Source organism: Comamonas guangdongensis (genome assembly GCF_041079535.1).
GTDB lineage: Bacteria > Pseudomonadota > Gammaproteobacteria > Burkholderiales > Burkholderiaceae_C > Comamonas > Comamonas guangdongensis.
In genome coordinates this window covers 1-14,080 of record NZ_JBFYGN010000020.1, presented here as the reverse complement: position 1 = coordinate 14,080, position 14,080 = coordinate 1, and the positions used below count along the sequence as shown (strand labels likewise).

Below are 14,080 nucleotides of genomic sequence, written 5' to 3'. Positions count from 1 at the left end.
CATACTGGGGCTGGGAGGCTTTTTGCCCATCGTCTGATGGGACTACTGACAGACCCTAGCCACTCACCACCCAGGGCCGTACCCAATGAAAAAACCCGCCTCTGCAAGCGCAGCGGCGGGTTCAACCAGGGTAAACAGGGATGCCGATTTCTCGGCCTGTCACCTGCAGCTATCGAAGATCAGAGCGGGCCCATCAGCGGCTCGCATTCCTTGCGTATGGAGGCCTTGAGCATCTTGCCCGCGGGGTTGCGCGGCAGGGGCTGAACGCGCACCACAATCCTGCTGGGCACCTTGTAGCCGGCCAGGCGCTGGGAGACAAAATCGCGCAGCAGCGCTTCCGAAAGCCGGGCCTGGGGCTTGCCCACCACCACGGCCACGACCTGCTCGCCGGTCACCTCATGCGGCATGGAAAACACGGCGGCCTCCTCCAGCCCCTCGTGTTGCAGCAAGCAGGCTTCGACTTCGGCGGCGGCAATCTTTTCACCGCTGCGGTTGATCACGTCCTTGATGCGATCCACGATGGTGATGAAGCCTTCGTCGTCCACCACGCCTATGTCGCCGCTGCGAAACCAGCCGTCCTGCACGGCCTTGGCCGTGGAGGCGGCATCGCCCCAGTAGCCCCGCATCAGCGTGACGCCGCGCAGCCAGACCTCGCCGGCCTCGCCATGGGGCAGAGCCGCTCCGTCAAGGTCGGCAATGCGCACCTCGATCACGGGCGACAGGGTTCCGGAAGCCCGCGGATAGGCTTCAAACATCTTTCCCGAACTGCCCGCGCACACGCCGTTGGATTCGGTCAGGCCAAAGCCTATGCCCGACATGCGGCCGCCGAACTTGCCCAGCACCTCGTCGATCAGGCGCGGATGCAGGCCGCCGCCGCCAAAGCCCAGGCCCGAAAGATTGCCCGAGTACTCGGGGTCCATGAAATTCGGCAGGCCTATGAGCTGCTGCACCATGCTGGGCGCTCCGTTGAACTGGGTCACCTGCTCCTTGCGGATCAGCTCCAGCGCCTGCTGCGCATCCCAGCGGTACATGAAGACCAGGCGCCGGCCATGGCGCAGCGAGGCCAGCAGCTGCGCATGCAGGCCGCTGACATGGAACAGCGGCACGATGGACAGGGTGGTGGGCTGGAGCCTACGCGCCATGATGGCGGCCACCGCTTCCGGCGAGCTCATGGCGGCCAGAGCGCCGATGAAATCGATATTGAACACGGCCTGGCACACGGCGCGGTGTGTCGATTCCACGCCCTTGGCACGGCTGGTGGCCCCCGAGGTGAAAAGAATCAGCGCGGTGTCATCGGGCTGCAGCACGGGCGCCAGCCAGCCATCGTGGCCGCCCGCGATCAGCTGCGCCCAGGGCACATCGCCCCCCTCGCCATCGACCACCGCGACCTTGAGCGCACGACCCTGGATCGCCTGCTTCACGCGCTCATGGCGATCGGCATCGCAGATCAGCCAGACCGGCGTGGTGTCGTCGAGATTGGACATCAGCTCGCTGCTCAGGCCGAAGCTGTTGATGGGCACGGGAACGGCCCCGAGCAGCGCCACCGCGGCAAAGGCCACGACCCATTCGGGGCGGTTGCGCATGGCGATGGCCACGCGCTGGCCGGGCTTGAGGCCCTGCTGTTTCTGCAGCCGGCTGGCCAGCGCATCGACGGCGGCAAAAAAACGGTCGAAGGTCCAGCGATCCTCGCCATAGACCATGAACTCGGCCGCCCCATGGCTGCGGCCGGCGTTGATCAGCTGGGGCAGGGTCTGGAACGCATGGCGATAGGCCGCGACCATGCGGCCATCGCCGAGGCCGACCTGCTCCAACTCGAATGGAGCGCCGGGCCCGGTGAGCTGGGCGCGAATGCCGCGAAGCTTCTCGCCGATGGAAATCTCGGTGTTTGTCGTCATCTCAGAAACCTTTCAGCTGCGCGAAGCGCGCACGGTGGAAACCACCATCCCCCAGCAGTCTTTGCAGCACCCGGGCCCGCTTGAAGAACAGGCCTAGGTCCAGCTCATCCGTCACGCCTATGCCCCCATGCATCTGTATGGCCTCGTTGCACAGCTTCTCGCAGAGATCCGAGGCCCTGGCCTTGGCCAGGCTCGCATGTTCTGCCACCCCGGCCTCACGGCCCGAGTCGATCGCCTCCAGCGCGGCAAGCACGCAGCTCTCCAGCAGCTCCAGCTCCACATACAGACGGGAGGTACGGTGCTGCAGGGCCTGAAAAGAGCCTATGGGCACATCGAACTGCACGCGCTCCTTGAGATAGGCCACCGTGCGTCCGAACACCTCGCGCAGCAGGCCCAGGGCCTCGGCGGCCAGGCAGGCACGGGCGCGGTCCAGCACCTCATCCAGAGCCTTGGCCGCGGGCATGGCGACCAGGGCCATTTCGGCGCTCAGGGCGACTTGGTCGAAGCGCACGCGCGCCATATTGCGGCTGTCGATCATGGACTGGCGCTGCACGCTCACGCCGGGGGCGTCGGCGGGAACCAGCCACAGTCCGGGCGCGCCGGTGCTGGAGGCAGCGAGCACGATCAGCGCATTGGCTCCCACGCCATCGATCACAAAGTGTTTTTCACCGCTCAGGCTCCAGCCGCTTGCGGTCTGCTCGGCCACCGTCTCCAGCCTGGCGGACAGATGCCGCCCCGACTGCTCGTCCAGCGCCAGCGCGATACGCGCCTCGCCGCCGGCCAGCAAAGGCAGCCAGGAGATCTGCTGTACCTTGGAACCCGCACGGATCAGCAGTTCGGGTGCCATCACCGCCTGGCTCAGCAAGGGCTGGGCCGACAGATTGCGGCCTATCGCCTCGAATACTCCGCCCAGGCCCAGATAGCCTGCGGCCAGGCCCTCGTGCTCCTCGGGCAGCACCGCCACGGGCCAGCCCATCTCCACCATCTGCCGCCACAGCTGCCCGTCAAAGCCCTGCTCGGCCTTGGCGTCACGCAGGCGGCGCTGCTGGGCCACGGGGGCTTCTTCGGCCAGAAAAGCGGCCGCACTGTCCTTGAGCAGCTCCTGCTCCTGCGACAAAAGCATGGTCATATCGTTGTCTCCATATCCATTCGTTATCTGCAGCCACCGCTCGAGAGTGCCTCCCCTGAGCCTGAGCCAGTGACAGCCATCGCTCCCCTGGGAGAAAGCGGCGAAGCTGCCCAGAGGGTCAAGGCAGCTCCAGCACCCGCTTGGCAATGATGTTGAGCTGCACCTCGGAGCTGCCGCCCGCGATGGTGTAGCTCTTGGAGCGCAGCCAGGCGCGGCATACATCGATCTCGTCGGCGCTGAATTCCTCGCCCTCCCAGCCCAGGCCGCGCAGGCCCATGGCCTGCTCCAGCAGCTCGTACTTGGCGACCTCCTGTTCGGTCTGCACCAGCTTCATGATGCTGGAGGGGCCGGACACATCCTGGCGCGCCAGGGCTTTCTCGGTCACGCGGCGGTGGGTCAGCGCAAAAGCCTGGGCATCCATGAGCACAGCGGCCAGCCTGTCGCGCAGCGCCGGCTCCGCCACCCGGCCCTGCTCGTCCACCATATAGGGCAGCGCGGTCTTGAGCGCATCGTGCGACGGCGCACCGCCCTCGGTGAACTTGGACATGGCGGCGCGCTCGTGCTGCAGCAGCTTCTTGGCCAGGGCCCAGCCCTCGCCCTCCTTGCCCACAAGCTGGCGCACGGGCACGCGCACATCGTCGAAGAACACCTGGCAGAAGCTGGACTTGCCGCTGATCAGCTCGATAGGCTTGACCGTGACGCCCGGGCTCTTCATGTCGATCAGCAGAAAGCTGATGCCGTCCTGCTTCTTGCCCTCGTTGCCGGTGCGCACCAGCGCATACATCCAGTCGCCCTTGTCACCGTCCGAGGTCCAGATCTTGCCGCCGTTGACGATATAGGCCTCGCCCTGCTCGTCCGTCACGCGGCGTGCCGAGGTCTTGAGGCTGGCCAGGTCCGAGCCCGCATTGGGCTCGGAAAAGCCCTGGCACCAGCGCTGCTCGCCGCGCATCATGGGCACCAGGTGCTCGAGCTTCTGCTCATGCGTGCCGACCTCGACCAGCACCGGCCCCAGCATCCACACGCCCAGGTTGTACTGGGGCTGGCGGCAACCCAGGCGCGCCATCTCGGTCTCGAGAACGCGCGCTTCCTTGGGCGAAAGGCCGCCGCCGCCGTACTCCCTGGGCCAGGCTGGCGCAAACCAGCCGCGATCGCGCATGCGCTCGAACCACAGCTTCTGGTCCTCGTTCAGAAACTGCAGCTTGGAGCTGCCCCACACCATCTCCTCGGCCACAATGGGGCGGCGCATGCTAGCCGGGCAGTTCTGCTCCAGCCATTGCGCGACTTCCTGTTTGAATGTTTCCAGTTCCGTCATGGCTTCTCACCTCAGGCCAACGAAAAAAATTCGATATTGCCTGCTCCGGGCCGGCGCAAAAGCACTCCGGCCTGCTGGAGCAGGTTCAAATGGGCTATGGTTTCCCCTAGGGCCATCAAGCGGTCCACGGGGCTGCGCAAGCGCGGGAACAGCACCGGCACCAGCTCGGCCGCCGTGGCCCGCGCGGCCTCGCGCAGATGCTGCTGGATTTGCGCGAACTGCTGCTCATGGTGCTCCCGCACCTGATCCAGGCGCTCGTGCAGGCCGTAGAACACGCCCTGATGCGATGGCAGGACCAGCGTATCGGCCGGCAGCTGGCGCAGGCGCTGCAGAGACTCCAGCCAGGCCTGGAGCGGATTGCCTTCGGGCTCTATGGGGCTGACCATCACGTTCGAGGTGATGCGCGGCAGCACCTGATCGCCGGCCAGCAGGATGCCGTCGGCCTCGCTGTACAGGCAGGCATGCTCGGGGGAATGCCCCTCGCCCAACACGACGCGCCACTGGCGCTCCCCGATCTGCAGCAGCTCGCCGGGGCGTATGCGCTGGTAATGGCTGGGGTGCGGGGGCATGAACGGATCCTTGCGCATGGCACCGAGCATGGCCTCCAGCTCATCGGCCGTCACGCCGGCACGCGTGTAGAACTCGCGGTGCGCTTCGGGCAAGGGGTCGGGCGGCGGTCCCATGAGCGAGCGCAGCATCATGAATTCGCCATAGGTCATGTACAGCGGCACTTTGAAGCGCTGCTGCAACCAGCTGGCCGCACCCGCATGGTCGTAGTGGCAGTGGGTGCAGATCACGCGGGTCAGCGGCTGGCCCGCCAGCTTTTCCGTGAAGATCCGCTCCCAGAGCTCGAAGGTCGCGGGAATGCCCAGGCCCGTATCCACCAGGGCCCAGCCCTGGCCATCGCGCAGCAGATAGACGTTGATATGGTCCAGCGCCATGGGCATGGGCATGCGCAGCCACAGCAGGCCCGGCGCAATTTCCACATGGCTGCCGTCGGGCCTGGGCGGCTCGAACGGGTAGTCCAGCACATCGGCGGGCTTGGCACGCTCCCGCAGAGCCACGGCCGCGCTAGCCACGCAAGGCCTCCTCGATGGCCGCGGCGCTCAGCGGCACATAGGTCTGCAGCCTGTCGTTGCGCACGAACAGCGGATCGCCGGTCTGCGCGCCGTCATAGCCCTGCTTTTGCAGATCGACCTTGCGCAGCTTGTAGTTGCCCGTCATGTCGGGCGTGTCCATCAGGCGCACGAACAGCGGCGCCGCGTAGCGTGGCAGGCGGGCGATGGCCAGCTCCCAGAAGGCCTTGGGGTCGAAGCTGGCGCCCCCGTTCATGACCAGGGCCGCCATGCCCGCGCGGCCGCCGTGGCCCGGCACCTGCACGCCGTAGACAGTGATGGCGTCCAGACCGCCGAAATCGCCCAGCGCATCGCCGACCTCCATGGTCGAGACGTTCTCGCTCTTCCAGCGGAAGGTGTCGCCTATGCGGTCCACGAACCAGCAATAACCTTCCTCGTCGCAGCGCAGCAGGTCGCCCGAGGTCCACCACACATCGCCGGGCCGAAACACATTGCGCAGCAGCTTTTTCTCGGAAGCCTCGGCGTTGGTATAGCCCTCAAAGCGGCCGGCCACCACATCGGGGTAGTCGATCACCATGCCTATGGCTTCGCCGGGCTCGTTCACGCCGGCCAGCTGCAGAAAGCCGTTCTCGTCGCGGATGTAATCGCCTTTTTCCTGGTCGTAGCGCACCAGGCGCAGATTGGTTTTTTCCCAGAACGGCACGCGGCCGCAGGATCCCACGCGGTTGTCCAGATTGATGGTGTTGGTGTTGGACTCGGTGCCGCCCCAGCCTTCGTAGATCTGGAACTGCTCGCCGAAGCGCGCGGTCCACTGCTGCCAGATCTCGGGCGACAGGCCCGTGCCGGCCATTTTGCGCAGCGTGTGCTGCCGGTCGTCGGCCGCGGGCGGAACGCTGAGCAGAAAGCGGCAGATCTCGCCCACGTACTGGCAGAAGCTGATCTCGTGGCGCCGGATATCGTTCCAGAACTCGCTGCGGCTGAACTTGCGGCGCACCACGATGCGGGCCCCCGCGCTCATGGCCGTGGAGGTCAGCGACATGGACGCCGCACCGTGGTACAGCGGCAGGAAGCAGTAGAAGCAGTCGTCTCCGCTGATCTCCCACAGAATCTGCATGGAGTCGCCGGCCATCAGCCAGCGTGCATGGCTGATCACGGCGGCCTTGGGCAGGCCTGTCGTGCCCGAGGTGAAGATGTACTGGGCCGTATCGCCGGCCTTCACGCCTTCGCGCCAGGCCAGCGGCGTGTCCCCGCCGTCCTCGGCCATGGACAGGGCCTGCAGGTCGGCGCCGAACTGAGCGAGCACGCCGGCCTCGGCGCGGCGGTCTTCGTCGGGCCAGTGCCAGTAGTTCAGCGCTGTGTTCAGTCCCTCGGTAGCCGCAAAGCGGCCCGCGCACTCCTCGCCCACGATGACGGCATGGGACTGGGTCACCTCCAGCGCATGCACCAGGGGCTTGCCCGCCACATGGGTGTTGATGAACGCGGCCACGGCCCCGAGCTTGGCAATGCCGAACCAGGCAAAGAAGAAGGCCGCGCGATTCTCTATGGCCATGGCCACCACGTCGCCCTTCTTCACGCCCTGCGCGCGCAGGGCACGCGCCACCTGATTGGCACGCTGGTTGAACTGCGCATAGGTGTAGCGCACATCGCCTTCCGTCAGAAAGATGCGCTCGCCGAAATTGCGTGCGCACTCCTCGAGGCGGTCTGCCGTGGTGTAGGGCGTGGACGCCATATAGCGGGCCGCGACAGGGCCGCGCCGGTCCAGCTTCTGCTGGGTCTGCTCACGCGAAACAATGCCGGTTGCACTCATCCCGGGTCTCCTTGTTGTTATGGGCTGCGATCAGCGCTGCGGGCGCGGCAGGCCCAGGCCGAACTGGGCAATCAGCTCGCGCTGGATCTCGTTGGTGCCGCCGCCGAAAGTGTTGATGGGAGCCGCGCGCAGCTCGAACTCCAGCTCGCCCATCAGATAGGCGGCGGCCGAACCGCCGCGCACCAGGGAGCTGCTGCCCACGATGTCCATCAGGCGGTGCAGCACCTCCACCACGCCTTCGGAGCCATAGACCTTGGTGGCCGATGCCAGGCTCACGTCCATGGCGCCGGCCTCCAGGCTGGCCGCGATGCGGAAGTTGGTCAGCCGCATGGCCTCCAGCCGCGCATAGCACTCGGCCAGGCTTTGGCGCACCCAGGCCTGATCCACGGCGCGGCGGCCGCTCTCGTCCCTGGACTTGGCCCATTGCAGCACCTTGGTGAAGGGCGCGAACACCTTGTCGGACCAGGCCCCCAGGCCCAGCCGCTCGTGGTTGAGCTGGGAGGTGATGAGCTTCCAGCCGCCGTCGAGCTCGCCGATCAGGCGGCTGGCCGGCACTTCCACGTTGTCGTAGTAGGTGGCCGCGGTGAAGCTGCCCACGGTCTCGATCAGAGTATGCGAGAAGCCCTTGGCCTTGGTATCCACCACCATGATGGAGATGCCTTTGTGGCGCGCCAGTTCGGGATTGGTGCGCGCGGCCAGCCACACATAGTCGGCGGCTTCGATGCCCGAAGTCCAGAGCTTCTGGCCGTTGACCACGAAGTGGCCGCTGGCCAGGTCGCCCTTGAGCTCGGCCTGGGTCTTGAGCACCGCCAGGTCCGAACCCGCACCGGGCTCCGAATAGCCGATGGCGAAAATGATGTCGCCCGTGGCCATGCCGGGCAGGAACTCCTTCTTGAGCGCATCGGTTCCATGCTCCATGAGCGCCGGGCCCACGGTGCTGATGGTCACGAAAGGCAGGGGAGCCCCCGCGATATTGGCTTCCTCGAAGAAGATCAGCTGCTCGGTGGCCGACAGGCCCTGGCCGCCGTACTCCTTGGGCCAGCCTATGGCCAGCCAGCCGTCGCGGCCCATCTTGCGGATGGTGGCGCGGAACTCGTCGCCGCCCTCGGCGCCGCGCATGCGGGCCTTGAGCTCGGGCGTCATCAGCTGCTGGAAATAGTCGCGGCACTTCAGGCGCAGCGCATGCTGCTGCGGGGTCAAATCAATGAACATGGCTTGCCCCTTGCTATCAGATGTCGTCGCCCAGGATCAGGCCGCTGGTGGGCACGCCGGTACCTGCGGTCACCACCACGTTGTGCACCTTCTCGACCTGGTTGACCGAGCTGCCGCGTACCTGGCGCACGCCCTCGGCAATGCCGTTCATGCCGTGGATATAGGCTTCGCCGAGCTGGCCGCCATGGGTGTTCACGGGCAGACGGCCGCCGCGTGCATGCTGGCCGGCGCGCACAAAGTCCTTGGCCTCGCCGCGCTTGCAGAAGCCGAACTCCTCGAGCTGGGTCATGACGAAGGGCGTGAAATGGTCGTAGAGCACGGCGGTCTGGATGTCGTCGGGCGTCAAGCGGCTTTGCTTCCACAGCTGCTGCGCCACATGGCCCATCTCGGGCAGGCCCGTGATGTCCTCGCGGTAGAACGAGGTCATGGACTGCTGGCCTTCGCTCATGCCCTGGGCCGCGCCCTTGATGTAGACGGGCTTGGCCTTGAGGTCGCGCGCCCGCTCGCTGGAGGTGATGACCATGGCCACGGCGCCGTCGGACTCCTGGCAGCAGTCCAGCAGGTGCAGCGGATCGGCGATCCACTTGCTCTTCTGGTGCTCTTCCAGCGTGATGGGCTTGCCGTAGAAGAAGGCCGCGGGATTGGTCGCCGCAAAGTCGCGCACGGCCACGGCCACGCGGCCGAAGTCCTCGCTGGTGGCGCCGTAGGCGTGCATGTAGCGGCGCGCAAACATGCCTACCCAGGCCGCGGGCGTATGGAAGCCATGGGGCATGTACCAGCCGTAGTTCACGCTGTCGAAAAAGGGCTTGTCGCCGAAGTTATAGTCGCCGGTGCCGAAGCGGTACCAGCTGCGCTCGTTCATGGCGCGGTAGACCACCACGGTCTTGGCAATGCCGGTGGCCACGGCCATGGCCGCATGCAGCACGGGTGCGCAGGCGGCGCCGCCGCCATGGGGAACCTGCGAGAAAAAGCTCACCTGGCGCGAGCCCAGCAGACGCGCGATCTCGTACTCGGGCACCTTGTCCATGGTGTACGAGGAAAAGCCGTCCACCTCCTTGGGGTCTATGCCCGCATCGGCCAGGGCCGCCAGCGTGGCCTCCATGGCCAGGCGCAGCTCGGTGCGGCCGGAGTTCTTGGAAAATTCTGTAGCACCCAGCCCCACGATGGCGGCGCGGCCGGAAATATTCATATCGTTCACGGGAATGTCTCCGCTTCTGGTTTTAAGGCAGGGCCACTTGCACGGTGCCGCTGACATGGGAGCCCATGGAGTTGGCGCCCTTTAGCGTGACTTGCACGCTGCGCGTGGCGGCGTTCTTTTCGGTCACGGAGCCCGAGAACTTCATGGTGTCGCCCGGGTAGTTGGGGGCCCCCAGACGGATCTTCAGATCCATCAGGCGCGCCCCGGGGCCGGCCCAGCCCTCGACAAAGCTCTGCACCAGGCCATTGGTGGTCAGAATGTTCATGAAGATATGGGGCGAGCCCAGTCCGCGGGCCGCATCGCGGTCGTGGTGGCCGGGAAAATAGTCGCGCGTGGCGATGGCACCGCCGGCGATCAGGGGCACGGTGATGGGCACGCTGAGGGCCTGGAGTTCGTCGCCGACGTTGACCGATTCAAAGCGAAGTGTTTGGTGAGCCATGATGAGTGAGATTCCTTTAGCGGTCTTCGGGCAGGTCGTACTTCCAGCCTAGGTTGTCGTTGTCGGCCAGCCACTGGCCCAGCGCCTCGAGGTGGTGAGCGGCACCGCCGAACTCGGCGGCCAGCGCGCGGCACCAGAACATGAAGCGGTGCATGTGATAGGTCACGTCCACGCCCATGCCGCCGTGCACGTGCTGCGCCACGCGGCCGACCTTCAGGCCCAGCTCGTTGGACTGGGCGCGCAGCGCATGCGCCTGGGGCACGCAGGGCAGGCCCGCATCCAGGCGCCAGACCAGCTGGCACAGCGCGCTGCGCTGGGTCTGCATGAGGATGTAGCCGTCGGCCATCTGACCCTGGACCAGCTGGAAGCTGCCGATCGGGCGGTCGAACTGCTGGCGCTCGCTCACATATTCGACGGTGCGGCGCAGCTGCTCCTGGGTCACGCCCTGCTGCAAAGCGGCCAGACAGGCGATCGCCTGCTCGCTGACCCAGTCCGCGGCGCGGCCGCCCAGCACGGCCAGCACCGGGGTGTTGCTGAACGCGATGTCGGCCACGCCGCAGTAGTCCTGGCGCATGCCCGCCTCGCGCAGCACGCCTTCGGTCTGCAGATCGACCAGCACCATCTTCGGCACATCGGCTTCGACCGCCGCCACCAGTGCCAACCTGGCCTGGGCACCCAGGGCCACGGCCTGCAGCCTGCCGTTGAGCAGCCGGCCCTGCAGCCGCAGGCCCGCACCGCGGCTGGCCACCAGGCTCTCGAGCGACAGCGCCATCGGCTCGCCGTCCATGGCGGACCGCACCGCAGCCTCCAGGCCCGTGCCGAACTTGACCAGCGCGGCCGCGGCCACCTGCTGCGGCCACAGCGGCACCTGGGCCAGAGCCCGGCCCTGCTGCTCCAGCACGGCCAGCAGCTCGGTCGCGCCAAGGCCCAGGCCGCCCGCGGATTCGGGCACCAGAATGCTGTGCAGGCCGGCCGTCACGCATTGCTGCCACAGCTCCTGCATGAAGGGCTGTCCCGAGGCGTCGTGCTCGCGCAGCTTGTCGTCGCTGCAGTAGTCGGCGAACAGGCTTTGCGCCATGTCGGCAAACGCGCGCTGATCTTCGCTGAGTTGAAAGTCCATGACTGCTCTCCTCGCGCTCAGGCCACGGGGCGGAACTGCGGCAGGCTCAGGTCGCCGTCAAAGCGGTTGAACTCCACCTGCACCTGCTGTCCGATCTGGATCTCGCCGGGCTTGACCCCCACCAGCTGGGCAATCATGCGCGTGCCTTCCTCGAGCTCGATCAGGCCCACGGGATTCGGGTATTCGAACGGCGGCACTTCGGGGTAGTGCATGACCACGAAGGAATAGACCCGACCCTTGCCGCTGGCCTCGATCGCATCCCATTCGAAGGAATGGCACTTGGGGCAGACGGGACCGGGCGGATGGTGCAGATCGCCGCAGCTCTTGCAGCGCTGGATCATCAGCTTGCCCTGCTTCACGCCTTCCCAGAAGAAGCGGTTGTCGTCGCTCACGCCGGGGGCCGGGCGCCTGATCTGGGGAATGGCGGGCTCGGCCGCCGCCGGCGCGGGTGCATGAACCTGAGCGGGGCGGAACTTGAAGACGCGGAACATCAGCTGGCCGACCTTCTCGTCCCCGCCGTTGCTGGCGCCAATGGAGAAGTAATCCATGATCTGCGTGACGAAGTAGCCCGTGCCCAGCGCCGTGGTCTTCTGTTCGCTGATGGACTCCAGGCGCGTGGTGTAGTACAGGTCTTCGCCTTCGAGCACGTCGCGCTCGAACGTCAGCTCAGAGTTCACGGCCACCGTGGACGGGAAGTCGTGGGCCTCGATCAGCTTCAGCACCTCGTAAGGGTTCTCGGTGGTGGAGCCCGGTGGGTAGTTGTTCTGTACCGGTCCTTCCATGCACCAGACCTGGAGCATGGCGGGAGGAGCAATGGTCTTGCCGTCCGGGTTGCTCTTCACCTGTACGCCCATGAGCTCGCACCACTGGCGAATCATGGGGGCGTTGACCTTGTCCCAGGCATGGACGCGCCCGTACTGCTTGCCCACATATGCGCGGACCTCTGCCATCCAGTCTTGATCAGTCAAGATTGTCTCCTTTGAAATTCAGTGGCTTTTGGGCGTTGCCTCGGCGTTCGAGGCACCCAGGAATGCGGGGCGTTCGCCGCCGCCGTGCAGCAGCAGATTGGTGCCGCTCATATAGGCAGCGCGCGGCGATGCCACATAGAGGCAGGCCTGGGCGATGTCCTCGGGCTCGGCCAGGCGTCCCGCGGGAATGGTCTGGGCCACGGAGGCGATGCCGTCGTCGTCGCCGAAATGCAGATGGGACTGCTCGGTGCGCACCAGGCCCGGGCTCACGGCCACCACGCGCACCTTGGGCGCCCACTCCACAGCCAGGGAGCTGACCAGGCTCAGCACCGCGGCCTTGGCCGCGCCGTAGGCGGCCGTGCCCGGAGACGGCCGCAACGCGCTGATGCTGCCTATGCAGACGATGACCCCGCCGCCTTCCTGCTGCTGCATCACCGCGTTCGCGGCTTGCGAGGCATGCAGCGTGGAGAACAGGTTCAGGCGCAGCACGCCCTCGTGAAAGCGCGGCGACACGGTGGCCGCGTCCACGGCCGGCGCGCCGCCGGCGTTATTGACAAGCACATCGAGGCGGCCGTGGCGGGCCTGGACCTCGGTGATCAGGTCCTTGACGGCCTGGGCTTCGCGCACGTCGCAGGCGATGAACTCGGCACTGCGGCCCCGGGAGTGCGGCAGCTCCTCGGGCTGCTGCCGGCCGCAGACCACCACCGTGGCGCCGGCCTCCAAGAATGCCTGGGCAATGCCCTTGCCTATGCCCTTGGTGCCGCCGGTCACCAGAACCACCTGAGATTGAAATTCGTTTTTGGTATCCATGCCTGCCAATTTAGGTTTCGCCCCCCTCGGCAGATACGTCCAAAAGGACGATGTAACTCCCCCCCCGGCAAACGACCATCGGCTCAGTTCAAACCCTTGGGAACCCTTATGATTACGCCGCCGCCTGCTACTGAAAATGCTAGCAACCAGCCCCCAGAGCTGCTGCTCAGACGCGAGGACGACGGGGTGGCCGTGGTGTGCCTGAACCGCCCTCAGGCCACGAATGCGCTGAGCCTGTCGCTGCAGGCCGCGCTGTCGCAGACATTCCAGGAGCTGAGCGCAGACGCCAGCGTGCGCTGCATCGTGCTGACCGGCGGCGACAAGGTGTTTGCGGCCGGCGGCGACATCAAGAGCATGGATGACTGCGGCCCCATCGAGATCATGAAGCGCCATACCGAGCGCGTCTGGGCTCCCATAGAGAACTGCCCCAAGCCCATCATTGCCGCCGTCTGCGGCTATGCCTTCGGCGGCGGAGCCGAGCTGGCCATGCATTGCGACATCATCATTGCCGGCAAGGGCGCCAGCTTCGCCCAGCCCGAGATCCGCATCGGCATCATGCCCGGCATAGGCGGCACCCAGCGCCTGGTCAGGGCGGTGGGCAAGTTCCAGGCCATGCGCATTCTGCTGACCGGCAAGCCCGTGAGCGCCGAGGAGGCCTATGCCATGGGTCTGGTCAGCCTAGTCTGTACGGACGATCAGGTAATCCCTGAGGCACTGAAGATGGCCAGACTGATCGCCAATATGCCGCCGCTGGCCGTGGCGCAGATCAAGGAGGTGGTGATTGCGGGCATGGATGCATCGCTGGATGCAGCCCTGATGCTGGAGCGCAAGGCCAACCAGCTGCTGTTTGCCACCCAGGATCAAAAGGAAGGCATGAATGCGTTCATTGAAAAGCGCCAGCCCCGCTTCAAGGGGGAATGAGCGCTTTTCATTTTCTTAGGAGCAAGGAAGACTGCAGCCTTGGCCTTCCTCCGCCTCGGAGACGACGACCGGCCCATCGCGGCTATCGGCAGCTCTGCAAAGCCATCCCTTTTAGATGTACGGTCCCAGGAAGTCATGGTGCATTCTTCAACTCAGAACAGGAGAAAGCACTATGGCAATCCGCCTGCATGGC

Annotated in this window: 12 protein-coding genes; 1 reads left to right on the top strand and 11 read right to left on the bottom strand. The window is 66.0% G+C overall.

The features are described 5' to 3' along the window. Nucleotides 1-179 precede the first annotated feature (179 nt). From AB6724_RS15990 to AB6724_RS15940, 11 genes are all read right to left on the bottom strand, one after another. Nucleotides 180-1,895 carry a class I adenylate-forming enzyme family protein gene (locus AB6724_RS15990; protein ID WP_369339518.1) on the bottom strand — a complete coding sequence of 572 codons (1,716 nt, stop codon included), beginning with the start codon at nucleotides 1,893-1,895 and terminating at the stop codon, nucleotides 180-182. A gap of 1 nt (nucleotide 1,896) precedes the next feature. Then, on the bottom strand, nucleotides 1,897-3,024 hold the full coding sequence (locus AB6724_RS15985; protein WP_369339517.1) for an acyl-CoA dehydrogenase family protein: 1,128 nt from the start codon (nucleotides 3,022-3,024) through the stop codon (nucleotides 1,897-1,899). Nucleotides 3,025-3,142: 118 nt separating this feature from the next. Next, entirely contained in the window at nucleotides 3,143-4,336 is a 1,194-nt protein-coding gene (locus AB6724_RS15980) for an acyl-CoA dehydrogenase family protein (RefSeq protein ID WP_369339516.1), read from the bottom strand. 11 nt (nucleotides 4,337-4,347) lie between these two features. After that, nucleotides 4,348-5,415 carry an MBL fold metallo-hydrolase gene (locus AB6724_RS15975; RefSeq protein ID WP_369339515.1) on the bottom strand — a complete coding sequence of 356 codons (1,068 nt, stop codon included), beginning with the start codon at nucleotides 5,413-5,415 and terminating at the stop codon, nucleotides 4,348-4,350. Then, a complete protein-coding gene (locus AB6724_RS15970; protein ID WP_369339514.1) occupies nucleotides 5,408-7,219 on the bottom strand; it encodes a long-chain-acyl-CoA synthetase in 1,812 nt (603 codons plus the stop codon). Before AB6724_RS15970 ends, AB6724_RS15975 begins: the two co-directional genes overlap by 8 nt. A gap of 30 nt (nucleotides 7,220-7,249) precedes the next feature. Beyond that, nucleotides 7,250-8,431, bottom strand: a complete 1,182-nt coding sequence (locus AB6724_RS15965) for an acyl-CoA dehydrogenase family protein (RefSeq protein WP_369339513.1) — start codon at nucleotides 8,429-8,431, stop codon at nucleotides 7,250-7,252. Between the two features lie 16 nt (nucleotides 8,432-8,447). Beyond that, a complete protein-coding gene (locus AB6724_RS15960) occupies nucleotides 8,448-9,620 on the bottom strand; it encodes a lipid-transfer protein (protein WP_369339590.1) in 1,173 nt (390 codons plus the stop codon). A 31-nt stretch (nucleotides 9,621-9,651) separates the two neighbouring features. After that, on the bottom strand, nucleotides 9,652-10,068 hold the full coding sequence (locus AB6724_RS15955) for a MaoC family dehydratase (protein ID WP_369339512.1): 417 nt from the start codon (nucleotides 10,066-10,068) through the stop codon (nucleotides 9,652-9,654). Between the two features lie 16 nt (nucleotides 10,069-10,084). Beyond that, entirely contained in the window at nucleotides 10,085-11,188 is a 1,104-nt protein-coding gene (locus AB6724_RS15950; RefSeq protein ID WP_369339511.1) for an acyl-CoA dehydrogenase family protein, read from the bottom strand. Between the two features lie 17 nt (nucleotides 11,189-11,205). After that, a complete protein-coding gene (locus tag AB6724_RS15945) occupies nucleotides 11,206-12,156 on the bottom strand; it encodes a Zn-ribbon domain-containing OB-fold protein (RefSeq protein ID WP_369339510.1) in 951 nt (316 codons plus the stop codon). An 18-nt stretch (nucleotides 12,157-12,174) separates the two neighbouring features. After that, complete coding sequence (locus AB6724_RS15940; protein WP_369339509.1) at nucleotides 12,175-12,966, bottom strand: SDR family oxidoreductase; 792 nt, start codon at nucleotides 12,964-12,966, stop codon at nucleotides 12,175-12,177. Nucleotides 12,967-13,074: 108 nt separating this feature from the next. Here AB6724_RS15940 and AB6724_RS15935 point away from each other — a divergent pair, with 108 nt between their 5' ends. After that, nucleotides 13,075-13,887 carry an enoyl-CoA hydratase gene (locus AB6724_RS15935; protein ID WP_369339508.1) on the top strand — a complete coding sequence of 271 codons (813 nt, stop codon included), beginning with the start codon at nucleotides 13,075-13,077 and terminating at the stop codon, nucleotides 13,885-13,887. Nucleotides 13,888-14,080: the final 193 nt, after the last annotated feature.